The following is a 26201-nucleotide window of genomic DNA, read 5'->3' as shown; positions in this document are numbered from 1 at the left end:
GGGTTGATATGCTGCAAGTCTCAACCTTTGATGCTTCCGCCGCGGCGCAACTGGTCTGGCATCCGGTCACGCGCCGGCTGGGCCTGGATCCGCTGTTCGCGGACTTCGCGGCCGGTGCTGCGGAGCGCGATGTTTTCCGTCGTCCGATCTTCGAAGAAACGCGGCTGTTGAAGGAGCGCGGTTTCGGTGCAGTCCGCCTTTCGGTGAACCAAGGCGGCGCGGGCATCACACTTCCAGACCTGTTTGCCCTCGCTCGTGATCTCGCGACCGCCGATCCCAACATTGCGCATGTCTTTCGCAACCACTTCTACGCTGTCGAGCAACACGCGAAAACGGCAGCCGAGCCGTTCTCGCAGCGCGTTCTAGCCCTTGCCGCACAGAACAGGATGTTCGGCGTGGCCTTCTCCGAAGCAGGCGGCGGACCCGCCGGAAGCCGCGGCCAGGTTCCGGGCTCGGCCCTGCGGTGGTCCGATGCCGATGGCGCTTATCGTGTCACCGGCACCAAGATCTATAGCACCGGCAACATCTATGCCGACCACCTCTTCGCCTCGGCACTGGATGGACGAACAGGCAAGATCGCCCAATTCCTCGTGTCGACCAAAGCAGATGGCGTGACGCTTGACGATGACTGGGACGGCTTCGGCCAGAAGCTGACAGGCTCAGGTAAAACGATCTTTGCCGATGTGGGCGTGGCGCCAGAAGACCTTTACGAACTTCCCGAGCGGGGCGAGAATGATCCCTATCTTTACGGCTTCACCTTCCATCAGGTTTATCTGACCACGATCATCTCCGGCATCGTCACCCGCATCTTGCAGGATGCGCTGGCGCTGGTCCGCTCGCGCAGCCGCAACTTCTACCACGCGCTTGCTGAAAAGCCGACCGATGAGCCAGAGATCCAGACGGTGATCGGGCGGATTGCCGCTTACCGCGCTGCGATCCTCGGCACGGTCGATCGCGCCATCGCCGCGCTCGATCTCGCCTGGGCGAAAGAAGCATCGCCGGAAGCCGGCGCCCTGTCGATTGCAGCCAGCATCGCGGCCGCGGAGGCGAAGGTGGTAACGGACGAAGTGGCGGCGAACCTGGCCGGCCTTCTGCTCGACGTCGGCAGCGGCAGCGCCGTTTCGAGCTCGAAGGCGCTCGACCGTCATTGGCGCAACCTCAAGGTCATCGCCGCGCATAATCCGCGCATCTACAAGGAACGAGTTCTCGGCGATCATTATCTGAACGGTGCCTTGCCGCCGACCGGCGCCTTCTTCTGAGCGCGACACCGTATTCGAGGAAAGACATGACAAAGACGATCACCCCCAAGGAACTTCGCGCCTTCTGGAAAACCGGGCGCGAAGTCGCCCTGCTCGATGTGCGCGAGGAGGGCCCTTTTTCCGAAGCTCATCCGTTGTTTGCGCTCAGCGTGCCGGTCAGCGAAGTGGAAATATCTCTTCCCACACTCGTGCCGCGGCTTGGGGCGCCGATCGTCGTTTATGATGATGGTGAGGGGTATGCCGAGCGAGCCGCCACGCGCATTGTCGCTCTCGGCTATAGCGACGTCGCGATCCTCGAAGGCGGCCTTTCAGCTTATCGTGAGGTCGGCGAAGTCTATCGAGATGTCAACGTGCCTTCGAAAGCCTTTGGCGAACTCGTTGAAGCAATCCGCCACACCCCGTCGCTGCCGGCCAATGAAGTAAAGCAGATCCTCGAGACACAAGAGGATGTTGTGGTGGTGGATGCACGCCGCTTCGAAGAATACAACACGATGAGCATTCCGCGTGGGCGCAGCCTGCCCGGCGGCGAACTCGTTTACCGCATCCACGACGTCGCGCCGTCGCCGGAAACGCTCGTCATCGTCAACTGCGCTGGACGCACGCGGTCGATCATTGGCACGCAGAGCCTCGTCAATGCCGGCATCCCTAACCGCGTCGTGGCTCTGCGCAACGGAACGATCGGCTGGACGCTTGAAGGGCTGGGGCTTGAAAGCCACCAAAGCGCGCGGGTCGACACGCCGTCCAACGAAGCGCGCAGCCACGCGCGTTCGCGCGCTGGTAGGTGGGCTGAGCATGTCGGCGTGCCCATTATCGGAACAGAGGATCTTTCCCGCTTTCGCAGCGAGGCAGAGACACGCACGCTCTACACACTCGACGTCCGCGATCCCCGCGAATACGTTGCCGGGCACCCAGCCGGCTTTGCATCCGCACCCGGCGGCCAGCTTGTTCAGGCAACCGATGAATGGCTCGGCGTGCGCGGTGCTCGTGTCGTCCTCTATGACGACGATGGCGTCCGCGCACGGATGGCGGCGTCCTGGCTGATCCAGATGGGTTGGGACGTGTTTGTTCTCTCTGAAGCAGCGGATCTGCCTGCGGCGGAGGATAGTCCGATTTCACCAAACGGTCAGAGGGCATTCCGTGCCATCACGCCGCACGAACTGCACGATCGCTTAAACGAAGTGGTCGTCGTCGACCTCGCCCGCAGTCCTGCCTACCGCAAGGGCCATATCCCCGGCGCCTACTTTGCATCAGGGCCGGAGCTTGCCCGCGACGTTGCAACGCTAGATGGGAACGATCCGTTGGTTCTCACTTCGCCTGACGGCCGTGTTGCCGCCGCGAACCTGACCGAAATATCCGCTTTAAGATCGCGCGAGTTGCTGATCCTGGCTGGCGGCACAGAGGCATGGCACGCGGCTGGCTACGGACTCGATAGCGAAGCCAACTATCTGTCGGAGCCAATCGACGTCTACAAACGGCCCTACGAAGGCACGGACAATGCAAGAGCCAACATGCAGGCCTATATCGACTGGGAGCTCGAACTGGTCGCGCAGCTCGCCAATGATGGCGTCTCCAACTTCCACGTAGTCCGCTGAGCATAGATGGAGCTTCTGCGGACGGCAGGCTGACGGCTCTTACCGAGCAACCGGCCTACCGTCCCATCCACAAACGCCCGACGGGTTAGTCCTGGCAATGTCGCTGGCTAAAAAGCCGTGATAATGCAGCGTTGTCCAAGCTGGTTGGACCGCTGATGGCGGTGCTTTCCGGGTAGCCACCCAAGGGTATTCACATGAAGACTACGAGACTGTTGAAGACACTGATCGTTTCCGCGCTGGTTCTGACCACCGCCTCTGCGTATGCGGAAGAGAAGAAGTGGACCAAGCTCACCATCGCGACGGAAGGCGCTTTCCGTCCTTATAACTTCACCAATCCGGATGGCTCGCTGGATGGCTATGAAGTCGATCTTTACAAGGATCTTTGCGCACGCATGAAGATCGAGTGCACGATGGTGGCGCAGCCTTTCGACAGCATCATCCCCGCACTCACCGCCGGCAAGTTCGACGCCATCATGGCTGGCTTGACCGCCACGCCGAAGCGCGAAGAGACCATCGATTTCTCTATCTCCTACGGCCTCACCCCTCAGACCTTCGCAACGCTGAAGGACAGCCCGTATGCCAAGCTTCCTCATACGGGCGAGACGCTCTACCTCGCACAGGATGAGGCTGGAGTTCAGAAGGCGATCGATGATGTGACGGCTGAGATCAAGGGCAAGACGGTCGGCGTTCAAAGCGCTTCGCTCGGCCTGTCGCTGCTGGACAAGTACTTCAAGGATTCCATCGAAATCCAAGAATACAAGACGACAGACCAGCACGATCTCGATCTTGGCTCCGGCCGCGTCGACCTTATCGTCGCTTCGCTCGCCTACCTCACCGACGCTGCCAAGAAGCCGGGCAACGAGGGCATCGTGATGACCGGACCTTACTTCAAGGGCGGTATTCTCGGACGCGGCGTGGCCGTTGGCCTGCGCAAGAACGAGCCGGAGTTGAAGAAGATGTTTGACGAGGCCATCGAGGCTGCCAAGGCCGATGGCACCGTCAAGCGCCTGTCCGAAAAGTGGTTCGGCTTCGACGTCACGCCGTAAGCTCGCCCCCGCATGAACATGGAAGGTCGCCGAATGGAAAGGCGACCTTTCGTTTGCGGTTGCTGCTGGGCGTGGCCAGCAATTTACGCAATCAAAGAGGCAGCCTCTCCGAGCTTCGTGGCTCGCATGTCTCGCGCCGGCGTCACACCGAACAGCCGGCCATACTCCCTGGTAAACTGCGGGACGCTCTCGTAACCGACGGCATAAGCCGCATTGCTGATGGCCTCCCCGTCGGACAACATCAGCCGGCGAGCCTCAATCAGCCGCAGCTGCTTCTGGAATTGCAGCGGTGTCAAAGATGTCACCGCGCGGAAATGTGCATGGAAAGACGAAACGCCCATGCCAGCCGCCATCGCCAGCTGTTCCATACGCAGCGGCTTTGCGAAATCACTGCGGATCAGGCTGACGGCCCGCGCGATCCGCTGAGCATGGCTACCGGGGATGCCGAGCGTGCGAATGGCTCCGCCATGACGTCCCATCAGCAGCCAGTAATGCAGTTCCCGCAATAATTGCGCCTGCAACACCGGGATTGTCGCGGGGCGATCAAGCAGTCTCAGTAGGCGCAGGGTTGCGTCTGCCACCTCCCTTTCGGTTGGGTCCACCCGAACCGGTGCTCCGGCCACGAATGGCAAAGGCCCGATCTCCGTAACCAGCTCAGCGATCACTGCGGGATCCAGCTCGAAGACGACGGAGATATATGGCGCAGCCAGGCTTGCGCGGGTGATCTGGCTGACGGTCGGCACGTCGGCCGTAATCAACAGAGACTCCCCGGCCCCGAAATCGAGGGAGCTCGCTCCCATCGCGACACGCTTGCTGCCTTGAAGCACCAGCGCCACCAAGGGGCGGTTGACCGCGTGCTGGAGTGGGCTTGGTATAATCTCGCGGACCACGGATAGGCCTGGAATCGATGTGGACGCCATACCTGTTCGAACAGGCTGGTGTTCAGCAACACGGATTGCGGTGTGGAGCAGATCGGAGGTCATCCTCACAGGCTAGCGCCAGCCGAAGCTCCACGCAAGCCGGCTTGGAGGATTAGGCAAGACAATGCCAAGATCAAGCAACACCGGAGGTAGATGACCAGCGATGATCCTTGCAGAACGAAGGCAGCAAGGAGCCAAGCATGAGCACCATTTCGATCGTCACCGGCGGCAGCCGGGGCCTAGGCCGCAACACCGCCATCAGCATCGCCCAGCGGGGCGGCGACGTCATCTTGACCTACCATCGCGGAGAAGAGAATGCCCTTGGTGTGGTAGGGGAAATTGAAGCTTTGGGCCGCAAAGCAGTCGCCTTACGTCTCGATACAGGCGAAATGAGCGACTTCCCGATCTTTGTCGCACAGGTTCGGACTGCACTCCGCGAAACCTGGCAGCGCGAAACGTTCGACCATCTCGTGAACAATGCCGGCCATGGCGAGATGGCGAGCCTCATCGAAACCACGGAAGCGCAGTTCGACACGCTGTTCGCTGTGCATGTGAAAGGCGTCCTGTTCCTGAGCCAGGCACTGGAGCCGCTGCTTGCCGACGGCGGGCGGATCGTCAACTTTTCCAGCGGCCTCACACGCGTTTCATCCGCCGGCTTCGGAGCCTATGCCGCGGCAAAGGGAGCGGTAGAGATCCTTACGATCTACATGGCCAAGGAATGGGGAAGCCGCGGGATCACAGCCAACACGATTGCCCCCGGAGCAATCGAAACCGACTTCCTGGGCGGTGCCGTGCGTGACACGCCGGCCTATAACGAAGCTTTCGCATCAATGACCGTGCTGGGCCGTGTAGGTATACCTGACGACATCGGTCCTGCCGTCGCCAGTCTGCTAGGACCGGACAATCGCTGGGTCAACGCCCAGCGCATCGAGGTGTCCGGCGGTCAGAACATTTGATGTTGGACGGCCGGTTGCCAAGTGAAGGCACCGGCCGCCGATTCGGTTAGTGCGTGATAGAGCCAGGTTTAACCTCGGCTGGGATCGGGCACACGTAAGGCTGGCCTTCTGTCTTTTCCTTCCACTCTGCCTTCGCGGCAGCGAGCAGATCGGGTTGCGTCATGAGGGCCAACCCGGTGGTTGCCAGGGTCTTGGCGGCATGCGCCATGGCTTTATGCGCAGCCGGGCTCTTGCCTTGCGCCACGACCTGCCAGGTGTGCGGATTGGTGCCGATCGCCCATGCCGGCGTCCAGCATTGCGCCGTCGGCGTGACCCAGCTCACGTCGCCCACATCGGTGGAACCGGCACGAAAGTGGGATTGTCCCTCGAAGTCACGCAAGCCGAGATGCAGCGGCGTTGAGCCGTCGATCTTCGCGTTGGAAAACACGTCGCCCTTGATCTGGTACAGGCGGATGCTGCTTTTGATGGCTTCATCGGTGAAGGTGTCCTGGATGTCCTTCGCGAAAGCGAGATCCGCTTCGTCGAAGGGCACCGGGCCGAGCGCCACCATGTTCTGGTGCATCGCGGTCTCCAGCGTAATGTTGGGCAGGAGATTGGTGGAAGCCGTGTCGAAGATGATCTCGACTTCGGTTTCCGTCATCATCGCGGCGCCGCGTGCAACCTTGTCCACGCGCTCGGCAAGGGCAAGCGCCTGGCTCATCTCAGGGGCGCGTACGAGATAAAGCACTTCTGCCTGCGCCTGCACGACGTTGGCCGCGCGGCCACCCGTGTCGGTGATGGCGTAATGAACGCGGCAATCCTGCGGCATGTGCTCGCGCAGGAAGTTGACGCCGACATTCATCAGTTCCACCGCATCCAGAGCCGAACGGCCGAGGTGAGCCGCATTGGATGCATGCGCGGCAATACCCTTGAAGCGGTAGTAATATTCAAGAACGGCAAGGTTGTTCGTGGAGCGGACGCCATTGAACGGCGCTGGATGCCAGGTCAGTGCGGTATCGACATCGTCGAAAAGGCCCGCCCGCACCATGAAGGTCTTGCCGGAGCCGCCCTCCTCGCCCGGACAGCCGTAATAGCGGACAGTGCCAGGCAGATTGTTTTCCTTGAGGTGACGGGCGACCGCGATGGCGCCCATCATCGAACCGACGCCCAGCAAGTTATGGCCGCAGCCATGCCCGGTTGCGCCGGAGACCAGCGGCTTGGCTTCTGCGAGGTCGGCCGCCTGGCTCATGCCAGCAAGCGCATCGAACTCGCCGAGGAATGCAATAACAGGCTTACCGCTGCCGGCTTCGGCGATGAATGCGGTTTCCATCTCCGCTACACCGCGTCGCACGGAGAAGCCAGCCTCTTCCAACGCACCAGCAAGTGCTTCAGAGGAGCGCTGCTCCTGAAACTTCAGCTCGGCGAACTCCCAGATGCTGTCGCTGAGCTTGCTGAAGGTCGGTTTCATCGCGTCGACGGAACGCGCGATCGACTCCACTGCTTGCTGGTTCATGCACACTATCCCTATCGTGTTGGTGCGTGTTGACGCGACTGCCGGCACAGCGCTCGTCGCTCCATTTCAAAGGAAACCGCGCCGGATCTTGCCGGCGCGTTCTCACGATCAGTTTTCGAGCGAGACTTCCCAGAGCCGCGTGTTCGACTGCCAGACCGGCACGCCCTTCAGCGTCTTGGAGGCGCCCCAGACGTCGACCATGTCGTACAAGAAGATGCCAGGCATCTCTTGCAGCATCAGCTCATGGAACTCGTCGAAGATCGCCTGCCGCTTGGTCTGATCGGCCTCGGCGTAGGCGGCGTTCATGAGCTCGACCGCCTTGGGGTTATCCCACATCAGGGAGGCGTTCTTGTCCTTGTTGCCGACATAGAAGCTGTACATCAGCGCTGGATCGAGGCGCGGCGCTACCGACTGCGAGATCACCTGGTAATTGCCCGAACGCCGGCGATCGACCTGCGTGGCATAATCCAGCACTTCGATCTGCACGTTCAGGCCGATCTGCTGCATCATGGCCTGGGCCATGATCGCGGCCGGATAGCTTGGGACGTTGCCCCGCTTGTTGGCGATGATGGAGATCGGCTCGCCCTTGTAGCCGGCTGCGTCTAGCTCCTTCTTGGCGGCTTCCAGGTCATAGGGAAGACGCTTCTTCTGAGTTTCGTTGAAATAAACCGAGTCCTGCGAAACCATCGAACCATTGGCTTCGCCGGTGCCGTTGGAAGCAGCGGCCACCAGCTGATCGAGGTCAAGCGCCATGGCCATGGCGCGGCGCACGCCCGGATTGCTGAGAACCTTGTCGCGGGTCTGGAAGTAGAACAGGTTCTTGCCGTTGTTGCGCGCGACGATGAGCTGCATCTTGTCGCTGTTCTGGAACTCCGGAATGAGATCCGGCGAGATTTCCGCCGTATCGAGCACGCCGGATTCCAGTCCCGCCTTCACGGTCGATGCGTCCGGAATGACCATGAACTTGACGCCATCGACCAGCGGGCGCTTGGACCCGACCATGCCATCCGGCTTGCCGTCGTTGTCAGGCGACTGGTAATCGTTGAACTTGGCGAGACGGATATATTCCGACTTCTTCCATTCATCCCACATGAACGGGCCCGTTCCGATCGGCTTGTCGAAGCTGCCGTCCGCAGTGACCGAGTCCGGCGAGAGAATGCCCGTGTAGCCGCACTCCGGGCGCGACATCAGGCCGAGGAACACGGCGGAAGGCTTGGTGAGTTTGATCTCGACCGTGGAAGCATCGATGGCCTTCACGCCAGCGACAGGTGCCGCGCCACCTTCGACGAAGTCATTCAGGCAGGTCCACTTGGTTTCCGGCTTAAGATAACGGGTCCAGTTCCAGACCACGTCTTCAGCCGTCAGCACCTTCCCATTATGGAATTTGACGCCGTCGCGCAGCTTGAACGTATAGGTGAGACCGTCTTCAGAGGTCTCAAAGCTTTGCGCCAGCAGTGGCTTGACCTCGCCGCTGTTGGTGTAGCCCACCAAGCCTTCCACGATGTGCAGGATCACGCCATCCGTATTGCCGTCACGGTTGACGCCTGGGTTGTTGGAGCGCAGATCCGAACTTTGCGCAACCACTAGATCGCGCGCCTGCACCGTGCCTGCGATCGCCAGCAGGGCGACGCCTGCCAAAAGAATTTTCTTCATTGTTCTACCCTCTTTGTTGTCGTTGATCATTGAACCGCAAAACGATCCCAGCAGGCGCGGGCGATGCGACCGATGGTTTCGAGTGACATCGTGTAGCCTGGCGTGCCGTCAGGCATTTCCTGAGGCACGTCGTCGGTATAGGCGGTGACGATGAAAAACGGCGCGCCGTTCCTGTAGACGACACCGGCATCCATGCGACCACGCTTGCCGCGACCGCTTTTGCTGGCGGTTACGGTCTCAAAGGGCAGCCGGGAACGCAGACCATAGCGCAGCACCTGGTTCTTCAACACCTGTAGCGCCCAGGCGCACAGCTCGGCCGTGCAGCCAAGCTTGGCTTGTGCTTCCGCAGATGTCTGGGCATCGAGGATCGTCTGCAGCAGAAGCACTTGGTCGGCCGCAGAGGTCGTGGTCACGCTTTTCAGCGAGTGGTCGATCGGCAGGGCCAGAGGCGGGATCAGGAAGCGGTGATGCGTGTTCACCATGCCGAGCGCCTTGCAGTAGCCGTCGACCTCTTCCAGCGTCAGGCGCTCCAGCACCATCTTGGTGCAGACATTGTCGCTGAGCACCATCATGCCGGTGATCGCATCGCGCAGCGAAAGCACGAGCCCCGGGGTCATGAAGCGGATCATGCCGCTGGCGACTTCCTGGGCCAAGCGCTGTTCGTAGACAATCTTCTCGTCCAGATCGAGCCGGCCTTCCGACACCGCTTTCAGCGCAGCCATCATGATGGACGTCTTGCGCGTGCTGCCGGACGGCGTTTCCTCGTTCTCGCCCCGGCCGACCTCGTCGCCTGTCAACAGGTTGCGCGCCATGAAGCGGGTGACGAAAGGCTGAGCGTCGCAGATGGCGTCGAGGTCTCGGCGCAGAGTGGCGAGGTTGCGTTCGGTGTCCATCATGCTTCCAGGCGCCATTTCAGTTTCACCCCGCCCTGCTCGTTAATGGCAAGGGCGGGAATGGCCGAAAGAAGCCGGCGCGTGTAGGCTTCCTGCGGATTGTCGAAGATCGTGTCGCGGTCACCCTGTTCGATGATCCGCCCGTCCTGCATCACCACCACGCGATCGGCGACCTGTTCCACCACGCCGAGATCGTGGCTGATGAACAGGCAGGAAAAGCCATAGCGTTTCTGCAGGTCGGAGAAGAGGTCGAGTACCTGAGCGCGCACCGTCACATCGAGCGCTGATACCGGTTCGTCGGCGATGAGGAAGCGCGGGCGGCGCGCGATGGCGCGGGCGATCGCCACGCGCTGACGCTGGCCGCCGGACAGTTCGTGCGGATAGCGATCGGCAAAGTCGCCGCCGAGGCCGACTTCTTCCAGCACTTCCCTCGCCCGCTGGCGCTTGGCCGCGCGGTCGAGGTCGGGAACAAGCCGCAACGCTTCTTCAACGAGGGCAAGGATGGTCATGCGTGGATCGAGCGAAGAATAGGGATCCTGAAACACCATCTGGCAGTTCAAGCGATAATCCCGCCAGTCCGCATCGCGCGAGCGTCCCTGGAACTGGATATTGCCGCTGCTTTCCTTGACCAGGCCGGCAATGGTGCGCCCGAGCGTGGTCTTTCCGGAACCGGAACCGCCCACCAGCGCGACGACTTCGCCTTCGTGGATGTCGATCGACACCCCGTGCAAGGCGCGCTTGGCCTGCGCCTTCTTGAGGAAAGACTTGCGACCGGGATAATCGACGACGATGTCTTTCGCCGAAACCATCGGCGCCTTTGCCGTGTCGAGCACGCGCACTTCGCCTCGCAGCGGCAGGGATTGCAGAAGCTTCTTCGTATAAGAATGCTGCGGCGCGTCGAGCAGGTCTTCCGTTCGGCCCGCTTCGACGATCGAACCCTTTTCCATCACCACGATGCGGCTTGTATAACGCGCCACCATCGGCAGATCGTGGCTGATCAGGAGCACGGCTGTGCCTTCTGCCTGGGTCAGCTCGACCATCAGTTCCATGACATCGCGCTGGATCACGGCATCGAGGGCCGTGGTCGGCTCGTCGGCGATCAGCAGCGCCGGCTTCAACAGCATCACCGAAGCCAGCATGATGCGCTGGCGCATACCGCCCGAGAATTCGTGCGGATAGGCAGTCAGCGCACCTTCAGGATCGCGGATGCCGACGCGCTTCAACATGTCGAGGATGCGGTGGCGGCGTTCCTCCGGCTGAAGTTTGGTGTGCAGGATCAACCCTTCTTCGAGCTGCCGACCAATCGTCATCGACGGGTTGAGCGAGGTCATCGGCTCCTGGAACACGACGCCGATCTCGGCGCCGCGCAGATCCCGGAGCTCGCGATGCGTCATTCCAAGCGCGTCGCGGCCTTTGTACTGGACCAGGCCGGATGTGACGGTAATCGCCTGCGGCAGCAGTCGGATGAGCGATCGGGTTGTCAGCGTCTTGCCCGAACCGCTTTCACCGACAATGCCGAAGATCTCGCCGGGCGCGATGTCGAAGCTGACATCCTTCACGACCTGGCGACCGCTTCCCGCCACAGCCAGTGAGAGGCCGCGGACGGAAAGAAGCGTGTTCGTATGCACTTCAGCGCCGCTCATTTCAGCCCCCTCATGCGTGGGTCGAGTTTGTCGCGAAGCGCATCGCCCAGAAGATTGATGCCGAGCAGCGTCAGCGCGATGCACAGGCCAGGGAAGAGACCGAGCCACACGGCCTGCTCGAAGAAGGGCCGTCCAGCCGCGAGCATGTTGCCCCAGGTCGGAGCCGGAGGCGGCACGCCGAGGCCGAGAAACGAAAGCGCGCTTTCAGACAAGATTGCCCAGCCGAACATGGATGTTGCGAGCACCGTGATCGGCGCCAGGCAATTGGGCAGGATGTGGCGCAGCATCGTGAACAGCTCGCTGTTGCCCATCACCTTGGATGCTTCGATGAACTCGCGTTCACGCAACGACAGCACTGCGCCGCGCACAACACGCGCCATGGACGGCGTGTAGGCGATACCGAGCGCGAAGATGATGCCGTACTGATTGGCCCCGAACACAGCGAGCAGACCAAGCGCCAGAAGAATGCCGGGAAAGGCCATCAGCGCGTTGTTGATCGCCATGATCACGCCGTCGATCCAGCCGCGCGCATAGCCGCTGATCAGGCCGATGATCGTTCCGCAGACCGTTGCAAAGGCCACCGTCAGCGCGCCGATCCAGATGGCAGCGCGCGCGCCAACCATCAAACGGCTAAGCACGTCGCGGCCGAACTCATCGGTGCCGAGCAAATGTTCTGCGCCAGGTGCTGCCAAGCGCGCGGTGAAGGAAAGCTTCATCGGATCGAAGGGCGTCCACACCAGGCTGAGCAACGCCGTCACAAGAAGAACGCCAATCAGGATGCCGCCGATCAGACCATTGAAGGTGAGCTTTTTCATTCGGCGACCACCCGCGGATCGAACAGGGGATAAAGCAGGTCGACAACGAGATTGACCAACACGTAGGACAAGGCGACCACCAGCAGGCAGGCCTGGATGACCGGATAATCGCGGGCGAAGATGCTCTCCACCATCAGGCGTCCCAGCCCTGGGATCGTGAACACCGTTTCGATGACGGCGATGCCGCCGAGCAGATTACCGAGGATCAGGCCGATCATCGTCCAGGTGGGACCGAACGCGTTCTTGAACGCATGTCGCCACAACACCGCGCTTTCGGACAGTCCTTTGGCCCGTGCATGGGTGATGTAATCGAGCCGCAACACTTCCAGCGTCGATGCGCGCGCCATGCGGATCAGAACGCCCGCTTCATGGATCACAAGCGTCATCACCGGCAAAATGAGGTAAAGCAGCCCGGCAGTCGGGTTGTCTCGGATGGAAACGTAACCAAGCACGGGCAGCCAGCCGAGCTTCAGGCCGAAGAACAGCATCAGCAACAGACCAAGCCAGAAGGTCGGGATGGACAGCAGCACGGTGGCGGTGCCCACCAGCGCAAGATCCGTGACGCTGTTCTGGCGCCACGCGGCAATGACGCCTGCCGGAACAGCGATCAGGCTCGCCAGAAACACGGCGACGACCACGACTTCCGCGCTCACAACAAAACGCTCGAGCACCAGTGGCAGAACGGCTTCACCGTTGACGATCGAACGGCCGAAGTCGCCGTGAAGAACATTCCCGAGCCAGATCAGGAACTGTTGCGGCAGCGACTGGTCAAGCCCGAGTTCGGTACGCAGGGCTTCGATCTGTGCCGGTTGCGCCATGTCGCCCAGCATCAGTTCTGCCGGGTCGCCAGGAATAAAGCGGATTAAGGCGAAAACCGTGATCGCAACAAGTGCGATCGTCGGCAGCGCCATCAACACACGATTGAGGATGAAACGTATCATTGGTCCCCCGGCTTGGTGACCGATCCAATGATCGGCCCAAACATCTTCATTTGTGGAGACTATGAAAGGTTTGACGATAATGCGCAATATTATGCATAATCATCATACATCTATGCAGATGCGGTGCACGGGAAGACTCGTGCACCGCAGCGACCTGATCGCTAGGCCACTGTTTTTATAAGCTTTTCTGCGAAAGCTGGATCTGTCGGGTCAAAGCATCGCTAAGTGCCTGAGCGGCGATCGACAGCGGCAAGCCCGCAGAGCGGGCAATACCAAATTGCTGGGTTGAATGCGGAAGAAAGCGTCGTCGCACCACCGGCAAATGCGGATAGAGATTCGCATAGAAGCTGCTGATGATGGCCACGCCCAGTCCATGCGCGACGTAGGAACAGGCCGAGCTGTTGGTGTGGGTTTCAACCTTCACCGTCTGCTTCACGCCTGCCCGCTTGAACGCCTGGTCCAGCCCCATCCGGTTCGGCCGCTGACGACCAATCAGGATCAGGGGTACACCCCGCAAGTCCTTGACCGACACTTCCTCGAGTGCGGCCAGTGGATGATCTTTGTGGATCACGCAGACGCTTTCGCCGCTGGCAACATGCTCCACTTCCAGGGTCGGGCCGGTCTGCCCTTCCATTCGAAGAAAGCCGATGTCGATGACGCGCTCTTCGAGCAGCTTCTGGATCGCCGTGGTGCTTTCAAAGAAAGTTTCGATGCGAACACCGGGAAAGTCGCGCGCATATTCGACCAACATCGCCGGCGCAAAATTCTCCCACATGCTGCTCGGCAGCCCGATGCGCACGATGTCCGGCCCGTCGGCGCCGCTGCGCAGATCTTCGGCATGGCCGTTCATGCGCTCGACGGCCAGAAGGACGTTTTCCGCATCGCGGCCCAGCAGTTCTGCCTCAGGCGTCGGAACAAGCCGGCCCTTGTCGCGTGCAAACAGGGTGACCGAGAGGTCGGCTTCCAATTGCTGAAGCAACCGGCTCACACCGGACTGGCTCAAGCCCAGCGACTTGGCCGCCGCGATCGTGGAGCCGGTCGCGAGCAGCGTGCGCAACACTTCCAACTGTCGGATATTCATGGCGGCTCCATGCTAAGACCGTTCATTGTCTTAGCACGAGCCCTCGCGCAGCACCTATCTGCGCTGCAGTGATCTATTGCTGGCCAGTGCGAGGCATAGCCGCGTGCTTGCTGCCAAGATATTCCGCGGATTGCGCAAAGGTCAGCAGTGCTCGCCTTGCTTGCTCCACTGACAAGCGTCCCGCGCGGGCAGCAGAGCATGTCCGCCGTGCCGCCTCGTAGCTCGGACTGACACGAACGCACGGCCAGCCGCTCAGGAACTCATGCATTTCGCTGAGCGTGCGGATATCACGCTTAGTATCTGGTCCTGTAGGCAGAGGCACGGGTATGTAGAAGGCGTCGGTGGTGATCATGATTGTCTCCTCCCATCTCAGCCGCATCAACACGGAACTGCGTCCGGTTGTCGGGTCTGACTCTTGTCTCTGCCGAACTATGGATACGGCGATCATGTTCCCGGCGAGCAAGAACGATAAGGAGCACTTGGTTGGGCGTGCGGCACGATCCGACTGAGATGTGTCAGCATTCATCAAGCAAGTTTCCGGCTGCAAGCTTGCCCGCGTCACACCGCAGCATATCTTGCCTGCCATGCCGAAGATGCGCGCCAAAGCTGACCTGCCGTCGAAACCTTGCCGTCAGTGCGGCAGGCCTATGGTTTGGCGCAAGGCTTGGGCGCGCAACTGGAACGACGTTCTTTACTGCTCCGACCGCTGCCGCACGCGGGCAGCACAGGAGCGACACGCTGATACCGGCGCCTCATCCACCAGGGATCACGCATTGACAATCGATCCGCGCCGCATACGGATGCTCAAGGAAGCCCCGGCGGACACCAAGGGACGCTATGTTCTTTACCTGCTCCAGCAGGCGAACCGGGCCTATAACAATCCGGCGCTGGAATTAGCTATCGAGGAAGCCAACCAAAGGGGCCTTCCGGTTGTTGCATGCTTTGGCCTACTCGATGGCGCCAACGGCTTTCCGGAAGCCAATGCCCGCCATTATGCTTTCCTGCTGCAGGGACTGAGCGACGCTGCGCGGGGTCTTGCCAAACGCGAGATCGGCTTTGTGATGCGCAAATGCTCGCCGGCACGGATCGCGATCGACCTCGCCGAGGAAGCGGCGCTTCTTGTGCTCGACCGGGGTTATCTCGGTATCCAGACAGAATGGTACGCGGATATCTGCAAGAAGGTGCACACCAGCATCGTGCAGGTGGAAGGTGATGTCGCCGTACCCGTGGAGGTCGCATCGCCGCGTCACGAATTTGGCGCGCGGACGTTGCGCCCTAAGATCGCAAACGAACTCGAAGACTTCCTTAGCCCCTTACGTTCGCGCAAGGTGAAACATCCTGCCCAAGAGCTCGGGCTGACAAGCGAGATCGACATTTCAGATCCTGACGCCGTTTTGGCTTCAATGACGCTGGATCGATCTGTTGGTCCCGTAAAGCGCTTCAAGGGCGGCGAAACCGAGGCGCGGCGGCGGCTTAAAGCCTTTCTATCAGGTCCCTTCGAGCACTATGGAGACAACCGCGGTAAGCCGGAAGCAGGCGCTGCTTCGCATATGAGCCCCTACCTCCATTTCGGCCAGATTTCACCTGTCGAGATCGTGCTTGCGGCCCGGGCGGCCAATGCCAGCAGGGAGGATAAGGCGGCCTTTGTGGAAGAAGTGGTTGTTCGGCGCGAACTCGCGATGAACCACGTCTTCTATACCGCTAGATATGACTCCTACGAGGATGCGGTGCCGGAATGGGCGCGCCAAACCCTGGCGGAACGAGCTGGAGACGCGCGTCCGCATCTGTACACCGACGATCAGCTCGCCAGGGGCGAAACGCATGATGATGGCTGGAACAGCGCCATGAAGGAGATGCGGGAAACCGGCTACATGCACAATCACCTGCGCATGTATTGGGGCAAGAAGATCCTGGAATGGTCAAGAACACCTGAGGACGGGTTTGACCGAACCTTGCGGCTCAACAACCGCTTCTTTCTCGACGGCCGCGACCCCAACTCCTTCACCAATGTCGCCTGGATTTACGGCCTTCATGACCGACCCTGGGTCAAGCGCCCGATCTTTGGCACGGTGCGATACCAAAACGAGAACTCGCTGCGTAAGATCAACCTGAACGCCTATCAACAGGATGTCGAGCGGCTTTGTGCGTTGGAAGACGGGAGCTCTCAACCAGTACAGGAAGAGGAGGAGCCGCGGCTGCTCTAGAACAGAGCCAGTTGCTGCTGCCCGCCCTCACCGTCGACGCCTTCCAGGGACGACAGGGTAACGCCGAGCAGACGGATGCCCTTGCTGACGGGAAACAAGGCTGCCAGCATCGATCCCGCGACATCCGTCATGTCGTTCAACCCGGCGACACAGTCCGGCAAGGTGCGGCTGCGGGTGATCTGCTGGAAGTCTGCATATTTCACCTTCAACGTCACCGTTCGACCCCGCAACTGCTTGGTCAGGGAGTGCTTCCAGACTTTGTCGGCGAGCGGAACGAGTTCCTGCCGCGCAAGGTCGAGGTCGAAGATGTCGGAAGCGAAAGTGTCTTCCGCACCGATTGACTTTCGCTGCCTGTCCGGCTGCACCGCGCGTTCGTCGATGCCGCGCGCAATGCGGTAGTACCAATGTCCAGATTTGCCGAAATTTTGCTGGAGGAAGACGAGCGATCTTTCACGCAGATCAGCCCCGGTTTCGATGCCTAGCCGCTGCATCTTGGCAGCCGTAGCAGGACCGATCCCATGGAACTTCTTGATCGCCAGCGATGCCACGAAGTCCGGTCCCAAACGCGGTGTGATGACGGCCTGCCCGTTGGGCTTATTCAGATCGCTCGCCGTTTTCGCCAAGAACTTGCAATAGGAGATGCCAGCCGACGCGTTCAGCCCTGTCACCTCCTTGATGCGGGCGCGGATCAAGGCCGCGATCTCGGTGGCAACACCGATGCCGTTCTTGTTCTCGGTCACATCGAGATAGGCTTCATCCAGTGAAAGCGGTTCGATCAGGTCGGTATGCTCCGCAAAGATCTCGCGGATCTGGTTTGACACGGAGCGATAGACTTCGAACCGTGGCTTGACGAAGATGAGGTCTGGGCAAAGGCGTCTGGCCGTTACCGAGGGGAGTGCCGAGCGGACCCCGAACACACGCGCCTCGTAGCTCGCCGCAGCCACGACGCCACGCGCTGCAGAGCCCCCGACCGCTACAGGTTTGCCTCTGAGTTCGGGATTATCGCGCTGCTCGACTGACGCGTAAAATGCATCCATGTCGACATGGATGATCTTGCGGATGCGCGGCTCTTCCACGCTCGTGTTGTCAGCCGCCTTTTCGGTCAGGATCGATCGATTGTGCATCATCGAAATGGTCGTATTCGTCGCGCGATCTACCTGGAACACTCCGTGAACATAGCAGCCGCCACCGCCTTTGCAAAGTCATCTGAGCTCCAGACCTCCGTCTTCTGCTCGACCCTCTAAATCACAATGCCGAAGCCGGACCTTGCAGCCCGGGCGGCGGCGTCGCTTCGTCGGCATCAGGGTCTCTGCCATGATGCCTGTCGAGTAGGCGCATGATCGGCGTCACCGTCAAACCATGCATGAGGATCGACACCAGGATCACCAGGCCGACAAAAGCCCAAAGACGCTCAGCGCCTTCCACCTCTTCCATCTGGTTGAGGCCGTAAGCCAGGTAGTACACTGAGCCGACGCCGCGAATGCCGAAGAAGGCCAGCGTCAGCCGTTCCGTCCAGTCGGTTTGGTGCCCAAGCAGGCCAATGAGCCCAGCAATCGGGCGCACAACCAAAAGGATGGCGAGAACCGCAACCACGTCGATCCAGGTAAGCGGCGCGAGCAATCCGCTGGTCAACGCGCCACCGAACAGCAGCAGCAGCACCATCATCGCGATGCGCTCGATCTGCTCGGTTAGCTGGTGCATATCGAGCTGAAATTCATGATCGCGATGGGAATGGCGGAAGGTCAAAGCGGTGACGAACACGGCAAGGAAGCCGTAGCAATGGATCAACTCAGTCAGCCCGTAGGAAACGAAGGTCGCCGAAAGCGCGATCAGGCCATCACCGGTTTTCGCCAGCTTGGACTCGGCCGGCACATGAAAGGTGAGCCAGCCGAAGGCCTTGCCAATGGCATATCCGGCCACGACGCCGGCCCCAATCTCCCACAACACATTGTAAGTGAGCCACTTCGTGAACCACGGCTCGCCGCTCGATGCCGCCAGGGCTAGCGCGATGCCAGATGAACAAAGGGAAAGGCGAAGCCGTCGTTCAGTCCTGCTTCTGAGGTCAGGCCGAAGCGAACCTCGTCTTCTTCACCCGACTTCGGTGGCCCGACTTGGACATCAGCCGCCAGCACCGGATCGGTAGGGGCAAGCGCTGCTCCGATCAGGAGCGCGATTGTCCACGATAAGCCGACCCACCATCCCGCGATCAGGGTGATCGCTCCGATACAAAGCGGCATGGTGATGCCGATCAGCCGCCACGCGACGGACCAGTCACGGAAACCGAAGATCCGGTCGATCTTCAACCCCGCGCCCATTAAGGCGATGATGACCACGAACTCGGAAAACCGCTCCGTGAACTCCGGATAATTGACGGGAAGCGGATCAAACGAGACGCCGGGGATCGCAAAGATCAGCGCGCCCAAGCCGATGCAGACAATAGGCAAGGAAAGCGGTAGCCTCCGGAGCACCAATGGTAGCCAAGCTACCAAGGCGATCAGGAAGCCGGCACCGATCAGGAGAAGGATGTAAGGGTCAGGCGAAACGTTGAAGGGGAAGCTCATGCGGCCCAACGAAGTGGATGAAGATTTGATCCCGCAACCACTTCAACGATGTGCAGGCTAAGATAGAGCCGCTTGCTATGGCCACCATGAGCAGGAAAAAAGTGCCCGCGTGCTGAAGGCTTAGCTGCCGTTCGTACCATAGTTGGAACTCTGCTGGTCCCCGACTTATTTAGCCTCTATGGCATCAAAACCGAAAACAACTGCGCCTCTGAAGCTGGTGCAGGAATGGACCCTCACACCCGCAGCGACGCTTGGATCTTCCGTTCGTGCGAAAGGCATTTTGCTTGAGGTGAGAGCGCGCATGCCGTTCCCGGCGAGAAAGTCTCTCGATGTCGAGTCTGGCGCTCTCGCCTTGCGCATGGCGGAAGGTGAAGACACTGCGTTCGAAGCCTTATCGGCTCTCGTGTCGAAGACGCTCGATGGGATTGAAGCCCTACCCGTCATTCCGCGTGAGGTCGAAGATATCCTGACGATCTCTCAGGCCGAGCGTCACCGCTGGCTCAAGGATGGCCGTTTGAAGAGCGCAGGCACGCGAACTGTCAAGCTTCGTGGGCGGGCGAAGGCCGTCACCTTCCACGTCTTCGATCCCCGCCACATCGAAGACGTGCTTGATCGCGACCTCCCTTCCCTCTGGCGTGAGGATGACGCGCAAGCTGCTGCCGAAAACCGTCGTCGCGCGGCGGGAAAAGCAGCACGAACGCGCGCGGGAAAGACCAACCAACTCGCGCCGGATGCACAAAGAGGTGATGCACTCGATTTGCCGCTGAGAGGCTGGGATGCGTTTGATCTGGACGGGCTGCTGCGCTGAGGCAGCTATCGGGAAAGAGCATTGATCGAAGAAGCCGCCGCTCCACCCAGCTTGCCGACCGGCGAAGTTGCAGGCCAGTCATCCGCTCCCCTGCGGATCGGTACGGCCGGATGGTCGGTGCCGAGCGGCGTTTCAGACCAGTTCCCATCTGAGGGCACCCACCTGCAACGCTATGCGGCGCGTTTCAGTGCCGTTGAGATCAACTCATCCTTTTATCGGCCTCATCGTCGAGCGACCTACGAGCGCTGGGCCGCTAGTGTGCCTGAGGATTTTCGCTTCTCGGTTAAACTGCCAAAATCGATCTCGCATGCGGCCTCAAACGAAGATCAGGAAGCACTGATCGCCCGCTTCTCCGAGGAGGTGGGTGGCCTGGGCGAGAAACTCGGCGTGCTGCTCGTCCAGTTCCCTCCAAAGCACGCATTCGACAGCGCGGCTGCGAACACGCTTTTCGACAGACTATCAGCCGCAGTTCAATGCCCAATCGCCTGTGAGCCGCGCCACGTCAGCTGGTTCACGCCAGCCGCGACTGATCTCTTGGTCGACCACCGGATCGCACGCGTTGCCGCTGATCCGGCTCCGGTTGCACAAGCCGATGAACCCGGCGGCTGGTCAGGATTGCGCTATTCCCGGCTGCATGGTTCGCCGGTCATCTATCGCTCTTCCTACGATGACCCCACGCTGGCGCGCTGGTTCAATACCTTGGTCGAGGCAACGACTGTGGGTGCCGAAACCTGGTGCATCTTCGACAACACCGCCTCAGGTGCCGCCACAAGCAACGCACTCACCCTTGCCGGTCTTGCCGAACAAGGATGAGCGCGGCTCGAGTGGACGCTGGCTACTCCGCAGGCACGAGCAGAGGCTCCGGTTCCGGATCATGCTGGCGCAGCGGCTTTGCGCCGGTCAACAGACGGGCCAGCATGTAGAACACCGGCGTCATGAAGATGCCGAAGAAGGTCACGCCGATCATGCCGGCGAACACCGCGACACCCATGGCCGAGCGCATCTCCGCACCAGCGCCTGTCGATGTGACGAGCGGCACCACGCCCATAATGAAGGCCATCGAGGTCATCAGGATCGGGCGCAAGCGCAAGCGGCTGGCTTCGATCGCAGCTTCCAGCGGTTTTCTTCCTTCGAACTCCAGCTCTCGCGCGAACTCCACGATCAGGATCGCGTTCTTCGCCGACAAGCCCACCAACACCACCAGACCGATCTGCGTAAAGATGTTGTTGTCGCCACCCGTGAGCCACACACCTGTCAACGCCGCCAGCACGCCCATCGGCACGATCATGATGATCGCCAGCGGCAGGGTCAGGCTTTCATACTGTGCGGCAAGCACGAGATAGACCAGGAGCAGAGCCAGCGGGAACACGATGATGCTCGAATTGCCGGCGAGGATCTGCTGATAGGTCAGATCCGTCCATTCGTAGTCCACGCCGGACGGCAGCGTCTCGTCGAGAATCTTCTCCATCGCAGCCTGCGCCTGTCCGGAAGAAAAGCCAGGTGCCGGAGCACCGTTGATGTCGGCCGAAAGGAAGCCGTTGTAGCGCGTAGTGCGCTCCGGCCCTGCGGTTTCATCGACCTTCAGCAGTGCCGAAAGTGGAATCATCTGGCCGGACTGCGACCGGACCTTCAGGTTGCCTATGTCATCCGCCTTGGCGCGGAAGGCGGCATCCGCCTGGACGCGCACGCTGTAAGTGCGGCCAAACGCGTTGAAGTCGTTGACGTAAAGCGATCCCAGATAAATCTGCAGCGTTTCGAACACATCCGTCACCGAGACGCCGAGTTGCTCGGCCTTGGCGCGATCGAGATCGGCATAAAGCTGCGGCACGTTGATCTGGTAGCTTGAGAAGATGCCGGCGAGTTCCGGTGTCTGGTAAGCCTTGCCGATCACCGCCTTGGTGGCCTCGTCGAGCGTCTGGTAGCCGAAGCCAGAGCGGTCCTCGATCTGCAGTTTGAAGCCGCCGGTGGTACCAAGACCGTTGACGGGGGGCGGTGAGAAGATCGCGATGAACGCGTCCTTGATGCCCGAGAATTGACCGTTCAAAGCCATCGCGATGCCGTCACCGGACAGTTCGGGAGTCTGGCGATCCTTGAAGTCATCCAGCACGGCGAACACCACGCCGGCGTTCGAGCCATTGGTGAAACCGTTGATGTTGAGGCCCGGAAACGCGATCGTGTGCTTGACGCCCGGCTGCTTCAGGGCGATGTCGCTCATCTGCTTGACGACACTTTCGGTCCGGTCGAGCGTTGCGCCATCCGGCAGCTGAGCAAAGCCCACGAGATACTGCTTGTCCTGGCTCGGCACGAAGCCCCCCGGCACGGCGTTGAACATGCTGTAGGTCAACCCGACCAGCGCCAGATAGATGATCATCACGAGGCTTTTGCGCGACAACAACCCGCCGACCGTGCGGCTGTAGCCGTTCGACGCCGCGCCAAAGACGCGGTTGAAACCACGGAAGAACCAGCCGAACACAAAGTCCATCGCGCGCGTCACACGATCCTTCGGGGCATGATGTCCCTTCAGGAGCAAAGCCGCGAGCGCGGGCGAAAGCGTTAGCGAATTGATCGCCGAGATCACGGTGGAGATTGCAATCGTCAGCGCGAACTGCCGATAGAACTGTCCCGACAGGCCGGAGATGAATGCGAGCGGCACGAACACCGCCACCAGAACCAGCGCGATGGCGATGATCGGGCCCGACACTTCCTTCATCGCGCGATAGGTCGCTTCACGCGGCGCCAGACCATTTTCGATATTGCGCTCGACATTCTCGACCACAACGATCGCGTCGTCGACCACAATACCGATTGCAAGCACGAGGCCGAACAAAGTCAGCGCGTTGACCGAGAAGCCGAACATATACATCACGGCAAAGGTGCCGATGATCGAGATCGGAACGGCCAGCAGCGGAATGATCGAAGCGCGCCAGGTCTGCAGGAAGACGATCACGACCAGCACAACCAGCGCTACGGCTTCAAGCAGGGTGTCGACCACCTTTTCGATCGAAGAGCGGACGAACTCGGTGGTGTCGTAGACGATCTCGTATTTCACACCTTCCGGCATCGCCTTCTGCAACTCGTCCATCGTGGCGCGAACATTGTCTGCGATCTCGATCGAGTTCGAGCCGGGCGCTTGAAGCACGGGAATCGCCACGGCCGGCTTGCCGTCGAGCAGCGAACGCAGCGTGTAATCGGCCGCACCGAGCTCGATGCGCGCGACATCGCGCAGCCGCGTGATCGCGCCATCCTCGTTGGTCTTCACGATGATGTTGCCGAACTCTTCCGGCGTTTGCAGGCGCCCTTGCGCGTTCACATTCAGCTGCAAACCGACATCCGGTAAGCTCGGCGAAGCGCCGATGATGCCAGCTGCAGCCTGAACGTTCTGGCCGCGGATTGCATTGGTGATGTCGCTGGCGGCAAGTGAATGTTCCGCCGCCTTCTGGGGATCGATCCAGATGCGCATGGAATAATCGCCGGCACCGAACACCTGGACCTGGCCAACGCCTTCGATGCGCGCCAGACGATCCTTGACGTTCAAGGTCGCATAGTTCCTGAGATAGGTCAGATCATAGCGATCACCGGTGGAGACGAGATTGACCACCATGATGAAGTCCGGCGAGCTCTTCACGGTCGTAATGCCAAGCGAACGCACTTCACCGGGAAGCCTCGGCTCCGCCTGCGACACGCGGTTCTGCACCAGCTGTTGCGCCTTATCCGGATCGGTGCCGAGCTTGAAGGTAACGGTCAGCGTCAGCACGCCGTCCGAGGTCGCCTGACTTGACATGTAAAGCATGTCTTCAACGCCGTTGATCTGCTCTTCGAGCGGCGTCGCGACCGTTTCGGCAATGACGGTTGGGTTCGCCCCCGGATAGGTCGCGCGCACCACCACAGAGGGCGGAACGACTTCAGGATATTCCGAGATCGGAAGCGACCGCATGCCCAGAAGGCCGGCCACCACGATCAAGACCGACAACACGGCGGCAAACACCGGCCGGTCGACGAAAAACCGGGAAATGTTCATTGTGAACCTACCTCTACGGGTCGAACAGACATGCTGGTCCGTCGCCCGCAGTTCGATAAACTGCGAGCGTCCCGTTCCAAGCTAACTACAAGTGCGCGGGTGGTAGCGGCCGATTACTTGGCCGCTACCTGGCCTTCAACTTCCGGAGCAACAACTGCGCCCGGACGAATATGCTGGAGGCCGCTTACGACGATCCGGTCACCCTGATTGAGGCCGTTCTCGACGATGCGCATGCCATCAACCGTCGTGCCGAGCTGGACCGGACGATAATCGACCGTGTTGGCCTCGTTGACCGAGAAAACGAACTTCTTGTCCTGATCGGTGCCGATCGCACGCTCGCTGATCATCAAACGATCTTCGGCCTTCGGCTGGCCCATGCGAACCCGCACGAACTGCCCGGCGATCAAACGACCGTCAGTGTTGCCGAACTCGGCGCGAACGCGGATCGTGCCGCTGGTCGCGTTGACCTGATTATCGACGAACTGCAGCTTGCCTCGGACCGGTCGTGCATTGGCGGCCAGGGTCGCAACCTCGACCGGAATCTGATCGATTGCCGTGACGCCATTGTTGACCGGAAGTTCCGCCAGAACGCTGGCAACAAAGGCTTCGCTGACATCGAAGCTGGCGTAAATCGGGTCAATGGACACGATCGTCGTCAGCGCCGTGGATGCCGAACCACCGGCAACAAGGTTACCGACGGAAACATCGATCTTACCCGCACGTCCGGAAATTGGTGCTCGGATTTCGGTATAATCGAGATCAAGCTGCGCGACCTTCAGACCAGCTTGTGCCGACTGGACAGCTGCGGCCGCATCCCGCTGCGTGCTTTGGCGCTGAGCCAGATCGCTCTGCGAGATCGTCGTCTTGGCAGCCAGTGTGCGGCCACGTTCGAGTTCGGTGTTGGCGAGTTCGAGCTTTGCTTCGGCTGAAGCAACAAGACCCTGCGCCTGAGCCACGGCTGCCTTGTAGGGCTCAGGGTCGATGCTGAACAGGAGATCACCCGCCGTCACCAGACCACCCTCCTGGAAGTGGACGGACTGGATTTCTCCGGCAACGCGCGGCCGCAGCTGAACGCGATCAACCGCTTCAAGCCGGCCGGAAAATTCCTGCCAGGTAATGACACTGCGCGACTCGACCGTCGCGACCTTGACCGGCACAGCGGGAGCCGCTTGAGCAGCGGCCGGCGCAGCATTCGCAGCCTTCGGCATGTCGAGATAAAATGATGCGCCTGCAATCAGCGCAGCAACGCTCATTCCGGCACCCCATAGGGCCCAGTTCTTGATCTTCGATGACATCTTATTCTCCTGGGCAACTCCGATTGCCCGCTTGTTCAATTCGCCGACACGACGCGTATGCTGAAAAAGAAAATGGCCCTTAGGTCCCGGTTACGCCCTGCAGAAATGTCCAGCGCGTACGTCTTCTCTGAACCTGGTTTCCATCATAATATCATTTACAAGTATATGCTGATACTCACGCTAAAAGGCTTATGGGTTAGTTGTACTAGGTGCTGAAATCTCTCTAGTGGACGCTTTTTATAAATTGCGAAAACTGAGTGCAGAACGAGGGGATCCACTTGCCGGTCCCTTCTTTATAAAGACTCGTCCAGCCGCAATTGGCTGCAAACACATGCTGGAAAACCTCGACATCACTGGCCTTTAGACGCTCCGCATAGCTCAGCACTTCGTCATGCAGCGGATCGTCTTCCGACGTGATGATCAAGGCCGGCGCCACTTTCGCCAACCGCGAACACAGGCATGGCGCCGCATAAGGATGCTGGAAGAAGGAACCAATGTAGTGGCTCCAACCGTCCGACCAGGCTTCGCGCATGCCTAAGGTATCAGCAGTCCGAAACGACGCCGTCGCCATCTGCGGATCGACCATCGGCGAAAAAAGCATCTGTCCCTTCAATTCGCCGGGTAGGAGATCACGCGCTTTCAGCGCCACGCCCGCCGCAACATTCCCGCCTGCTTCATCACCGGCAACGAACAGCGGAGACTTCACACTCGCGCCGAACTCCTTGCGCCGCCTTGCAATGTCGGTCAGCGCCTGGAACGCGCATTCCATCGCCTTTGGGAAGACGTTGTGCGAAATGGTGCCATAGTCCGCCTCTAGAACGATGGCACCTGTTTCAGCCATCGCCTTGGCAATCGGCCGTTCAACCTCGCCGCGGTCTTTGTCGAGAAATGCCCGGCCGCGCAGATAAAGCACGATGGGCGGGATCTTGCCGATCCTTGCTCCATCATAAAGCCGCATGGGCACAGGCGACGCAGTCACCTTGCTCATCTGGTCTTTATTCGATTGCGCCGACATGTTCGTCTC

22 protein-coding genes are annotated in these 26201 nt (G+C 60.4%); 7 read left to right on the top strand and 15 right to left on the bottom strand.

The annotated features are described in order from the left end of the window. Positions 1 to 8: 8 nt before the first annotated feature. The 3 genes from IE166_RS19140 (at position 9) to IE166_RS19130 (ending at position 3897) form a co-directional block, all read left to right on the top strand. Positions 9 to 1259: an acyl-CoA dehydrogenase family protein gene (locus tag IE166_RS19140; protein WP_189507122.1), complete on the top strand. Its 1251-nt coding sequence runs from the start codon at positions 9 to 11 to the stop codon at positions 1257 to 1259. A 26-nt stretch (positions 1260 to 1285) separates the two neighbouring features. Then, positions 1286 to 2851, top strand: a complete 1566-nt coding sequence (locus tag IE166_RS19135) for a rhodanese-like domain-containing protein (protein ID WP_189507121.1) — start codon at positions 1286 to 1288, stop codon at positions 2849 to 2851. 194 nt (positions 2852 to 3045) lie between these two features. Continuing rightward, positions 3046 to 3897, top strand: a complete 852-nt coding sequence (locus tag IE166_RS19130) for a transporter substrate-binding domain-containing protein (RefSeq protein WP_189507119.1) — start codon at positions 3046 to 3048, stop codon at positions 3895 to 3897. Between the two features lie 83 nt (positions 3898 to 3980). Here the strand turns inward: IE166_RS19130 and IE166_RS19125 are convergent, their stop codons facing one another. Next, on the bottom strand, positions 3981 to 4880 hold the full coding sequence (locus tag IE166_RS19125) for an AraC family transcriptional regulator (RefSeq protein ID WP_189507117.1): 900 nt from the start codon (positions 4878 to 4880) through the stop codon (positions 3981 to 3983). Positions 4881 to 5017: 137 nt separating this feature from the next. Between IE166_RS19125 and IE166_RS19120 the strand changes: the two genes are divergently transcribed. Beyond that, entirely contained in the window at positions 5018 to 5773 is a 756-nt protein-coding gene (locus IE166_RS19120; protein ID WP_189507115.1) for an SDR family oxidoreductase, read from the top strand. A 46-nt stretch (positions 5774 to 5819) separates the two neighbouring features. Here IE166_RS19120 and IE166_RS19115 read toward each other — a convergent pair whose 3' ends face one another. The 8 genes from IE166_RS19115 to IE166_RS20985 form a co-directional block, all read right to left on the bottom strand. Further along, positions 5820 to 7265: a M20 family metallopeptidase gene (locus IE166_RS19115; protein WP_189507113.1), complete on the bottom strand. Its 1446-nt coding sequence runs from the start codon at positions 7263 to 7265 to the stop codon at positions 5820 to 5822. A gap of 108 nt (positions 7266 to 7373) precedes the next feature. After that, a complete protein-coding gene (locus IE166_RS19110) occupies positions 7374 to 8918 on the bottom strand; it encodes an ABC transporter substrate-binding protein (protein ID WP_189507111.1) in 1545 nt (514 codons plus the stop codon). A 26-nt stretch (positions 8919 to 8944) separates the two neighbouring features. Next, the gene (locus tag IE166_RS19105) at positions 8945 to 9811 is read right to left on the bottom strand and encodes a serine hydrolase (RefSeq protein ID WP_244641606.1); all 867 of its coding nucleotides are present in this window, start codon (positions 9809 to 9811) and stop codon (positions 8945 to 8947) included. Further along, positions 9811 to 11439 (bottom strand): ABC transporter ATP-binding protein, encoded by a 1629-nt coding sequence (locus IE166_RS19100; RefSeq protein WP_189507250.1) that lies wholly within the window; start codon positions 11437 to 11439, stop codon positions 9811 to 9813. The genes IE166_RS19105 and IE166_RS19100 overlap by 1 nt, the downstream gene beginning before the upstream one ends. 11 nt (positions 11440 to 11450) lie before the next feature. Beyond that, positions 11451 to 12269 carry an ABC transporter permease gene (locus IE166_RS19095; protein ID WP_189507109.1) on the bottom strand — a complete coding sequence of 273 codons (819 nt, stop codon included), beginning with the start codon at positions 12267 to 12269 and terminating at the stop codon, positions 11451 to 11453. Continuing rightward, entirely contained in the window at positions 12266 to 13210 is a 945-nt protein-coding gene (locus tag IE166_RS19090; protein ID WP_189507107.1) for an ABC transporter permease, read from the bottom strand. Before IE166_RS19090 ends, IE166_RS19095 begins: the two co-directional genes overlap by 4 nt. A gap of 175 nt (positions 13211 to 13385) precedes the next feature. Continuing rightward, on the bottom strand, positions 13386 to 14291 hold the full coding sequence (locus IE166_RS19085) for a LysR family transcriptional regulator (protein ID WP_189507105.1): 906 nt from the start codon (positions 14289 to 14291) through the stop codon (positions 13386 to 13388). Positions 14292 to 14364: 73 nt separating this feature from the next. Beyond that, positions 14365 to 14643, bottom strand: coding sequence for a DUF982 domain-containing protein (locus IE166_RS20985; protein ID WP_189507103.1), 279 nt, complete (start codon positions 14641 to 14643; stop codon positions 14365 to 14367). 232 nt (positions 14644 to 14875) lie between these two features. Between IE166_RS20985 and IE166_RS19075 the strand changes: the two genes are divergently transcribed. Continuing rightward, positions 14876 to 16495, top strand: a complete 1620-nt coding sequence (locus tag IE166_RS19075) for a DUF2256 domain-containing protein (protein WP_308430536.1) — start codon at positions 14876 to 14878, stop codon at positions 16493 to 16495. Here IE166_RS19075 and dinB read toward each other — a convergent pair. The 3 genes from dinB to IE166_RS20895 form a co-directional block, all read right to left on the bottom strand. After that, the gene (gene dinB / locus IE166_RS19070) at positions 16492 to 17622 is read right to left on the bottom strand and encodes a DNA polymerase IV (RefSeq protein WP_280514892.1); all 1131 of its coding nucleotides are present in this window, start codon (positions 17620 to 17622) and stop codon (positions 16492 to 16494) included. The two genes, IE166_RS19075 and dinB, sit on opposite strands and share 4 nt — an antisense overlap. 118 nt (positions 17623 to 17740) lie before the next feature. Then, positions 17741 to 18415 carry a cation:proton antiporter domain-containing protein gene (locus IE166_RS20900; protein WP_308430535.1) on the bottom strand — a complete coding sequence of 225 codons (675 nt, stop codon included), beginning with the start codon at positions 18413 to 18415 and terminating at the stop codon, positions 17741 to 17743. Between the two features lie 80 nt (positions 18416 to 18495). Beyond that, entirely contained in the window at positions 18496 to 19056 is a 561-nt protein-coding gene (locus tag IE166_RS20895) for a cation:proton antiporter domain-containing protein (RefSeq protein WP_308430534.1), read from the bottom strand. A 178-nt stretch (positions 19057 to 19234) separates the two neighbouring features. Between IE166_RS20895 and IE166_RS19060 the strand changes: the two genes are divergently transcribed. Then, positions 19235 to 19864 (top strand): hypothetical protein, encoded by a 630-nt coding sequence (locus IE166_RS19060; protein WP_189507099.1) that lies wholly within the window; start codon positions 19235 to 19237, stop codon positions 19862 to 19864. A gap of 21 nt (positions 19865 to 19885) precedes the next feature. Continuing rightward, a complete protein-coding gene (locus tag IE166_RS19055; protein WP_308430533.1) occupies positions 19886 to 20677 on the top strand; it encodes a DUF72 domain-containing protein in 792 nt (263 codons plus the stop codon). Between the two features lie 22 nt (positions 20678 to 20699). Here IE166_RS19055 and IE166_RS19050 read toward each other — a convergent pair whose 3' ends face one another. The 3 genes from IE166_RS19050 to IE166_RS19040 all read right to left on the bottom strand — a co-directional run bounded on the left by IE166_RS19050 (position 20700) and on the right by IE166_RS19040 (position 26192). Next, positions 20700 to 23882 carry an efflux RND transporter permease subunit gene (locus tag IE166_RS19050; protein ID WP_189507097.1) on the bottom strand — a complete coding sequence of 1061 codons (3183 nt, stop codon included), beginning with the start codon at positions 23880 to 23882 and terminating at the stop codon, positions 20700 to 20702. Positions 23883 to 23995: 113 nt separating this feature from the next. Further along, positions 23996 to 25177 (bottom strand): efflux RND transporter periplasmic adaptor subunit, encoded by a 1182-nt coding sequence (locus tag IE166_RS19045; RefSeq protein WP_189507095.1) that lies wholly within the window; start codon positions 25175 to 25177, stop codon positions 23996 to 23998. Between the two features lie 223 nt (positions 25178 to 25400). Next, positions 25401 to 26192 carry an alpha/beta hydrolase fold domain-containing protein gene (locus IE166_RS19040; protein WP_189507093.1) on the bottom strand — a complete coding sequence of 264 codons (792 nt, stop codon included), beginning with the start codon at positions 26190 to 26192 and terminating at the stop codon, positions 25401 to 25403. Positions 26193 to 26201: the final 9 nt, after the last annotated feature.

Source organism: Tianweitania populi (assembly GCF_014652875.1).
In the GTDB taxonomy this organism is placed as follows: Bacteria; Pseudomonadota; Alphaproteobacteria; order Rhizobiales; family Rhizobiaceae; genus Tianweitania; species Tianweitania populi.
Note: the sequence above shows the minus strand (reverse complement) of the source record. Positions and strands in the feature narration are given on the sequence as shown.

Coding starts and splice junctions, on each gene's coding strand:
- IE166_RS19110 (WP_189507111.1), bottom strand. CDS start 8,918: ATGAAGAAAATTCTTTTGGCAGGCGTCGCCCTGCTGGCGATCGCAGGC.
- IE166_RS19120 (WP_189507115.1), top strand. CDS start 5,018: ATGAGCACCATTTCGATCGTCACCGGCGGCAGCCGGGGCCTAGGCCGC.
- IE166_RS19135 (WP_189507121.1), top strand. CDS start 1,286: ATGACAAAGACGATCACCCCCAAGGAACTTCGCGCCTTCTGGAAAACC.
- IE166_RS20895 (WP_308430534.1), bottom strand. CDS start 19,056: ATGAGCTTCCCCTTCAACGTTTCGCCTGACCCTTACATCCTTCTCCTG.
- IE166_RS19045 (WP_189507095.1), bottom strand. CDS start 25,177: ATGTCATCGAAGATCAAGAACTGGGCCCTATGGGGTGCCGGAATGAGC.
- IE166_RS19130 (WP_189507119.1), top strand. CDS start 3,046: ATGAAGACTACGAGACTGTTGAAGACACTGATCGTTTCCGCGCTGGTT.
- IE166_RS19105 (WP_244641606.1), bottom strand. CDS start 9,811: ATGGACACCGAACGCAACCTCGCCACTCTGCGCCGAGACCTCGACGCC.
- IE166_RS19060 (WP_189507099.1), top strand. CDS start 19,235: ATGGCATCAAAACCGAAAACAACTGCGCCTCTGAAGCTGGTGCAGGAA.
- IE166_RS19075 (WP_308430536.1), top strand. CDS start 14,876: ATGCCGAAGATGCGCGCCAAAGCTGACCTGCCGTCGAAACCTTGCCGT.
- IE166_RS19125 (WP_189507117.1), bottom strand. CDS start 4,880: ATGACCTCCGATCTGCTCCACACCGCAATCCGTGTTGCTGAACACCAG.
- IE166_RS19090 (WP_189507107.1), bottom strand. CDS start 13,210: ATGATACGTTTCATCCTCAATCGTGTGTTGATGGCGCTGCCGACGATC.
- IE166_RS19115 (WP_189507113.1), bottom strand. CDS start 7,265: ATGAACCAGCAAGCAGTGGAGTCGATCGCGCGTTCCGTCGACGCGATG.
- IE166_RS19085 (WP_189507105.1), bottom strand. CDS start 14,291: ATGAATATCCGACAGTTGGAAGTGTTGCGCACGCTGCTCGCGACCGGC.
- IE166_RS19050 (WP_189507097.1), bottom strand. CDS start 23,882: ATGAACATTTCCCGGTTTTTCGTCGACCGGCCGGTGTTTGCCGCCGTG.
- dinB (WP_280514892.1), bottom strand. CDS start 17,622: ATGATGCACAATCGATCGATCCTGACCGAAAAGGCGGCTGACAACACG.
- IE166_RS19140 (WP_189507122.1), top strand. CDS start 9: ATGCTGCAAGTCTCAACCTTTGATGCTTCCGCCGCGGCGCAACTGGTC.
- IE166_RS20985 (WP_189507103.1), bottom strand. CDS start 14,643: ATGATCACCACCGACGCCTTCTACATACCCGTGCCTCTGCCTACAGGA.
- IE166_RS19095 (WP_189507109.1), bottom strand. CDS start 12,269: ATGAAAAAGCTCACCTTCAATGGTCTGATCGGCGGCATCCTGATTGGC.
- IE166_RS19040 (WP_189507093.1), bottom strand. CDS start 26,192: ATGTCGGCGCAATCGAATAAAGACCAGATGAGCAAGGTGACTGCGTCG.